This is a genomic window from Burkholderia sp. Bp8998 (assembly GCF_003854235.1).
In the GTDB taxonomy this organism is placed as follows: Bacteria; Pseudomonadota; Gammaproteobacteria; order Burkholderiales; family Burkholderiaceae; genus Burkholderia.
The window spans coordinates 1-522 of sequence record NZ_QTQF01000168.1; the positions used below are offsets into that span (position 1 = coordinate 1).

The window sequence follows — 522 nt, forward strand, 5'->3', positions numbered from 1 at the left end:
TGCCGATGTCGATCGCATCGTTGCCGGCGAACTGCGCATCGACGAACTGGTCGATGGCATCAGTGTCGACGCCGATGAAAGCGAAATGACGCCGGAGTCCCAGGAAGAGGAGGCGGAAGCAGTCGCCGCCGACGATGAAGTGGACGAAGACGACGTCGAAACGGACGACGGGGATTCCGAGAAGGTGAACGCGGCGCGCCTCGAGGAGCTCACCAACGACAGTCTCGTGATTTTCGCGCGCGTGCGTGCACTGTTCGAGCAGTTGCCGGATGTGCCTGTCACCGGCGATGCCCGTTCCGCGGCCGCTGCGCAAGTGCGCACGGCGATCCAGCGTGAACTCGCGCCGATCCGCTTTACCGCCAAGACCATCGACCGCCTGTGCGCCATCGTGCATGGGCAAGTGACTGAGGTTCGCGCGATCGAGCGCAGCATCCTGGCGATTGCCGTCGACCGTTGCGGCATGCCGCGCGACGCGTTTGTCGAGTCGTTCCCGGGCCACGAGACCGACCTCGAATGGACGAA

At 64.2% G+C, this 522-nt stretch carries 1 protein-coding gene; it reads left to right on the forward strand.

The features are described 5' to 3' along the window. On the forward strand, positions 1–522 hold a 522-nt coding region (locus DIE06_RS38005), incomplete at both ends, for a sigma-70 non-essential region-containing protein (protein ID WP_185733592.1).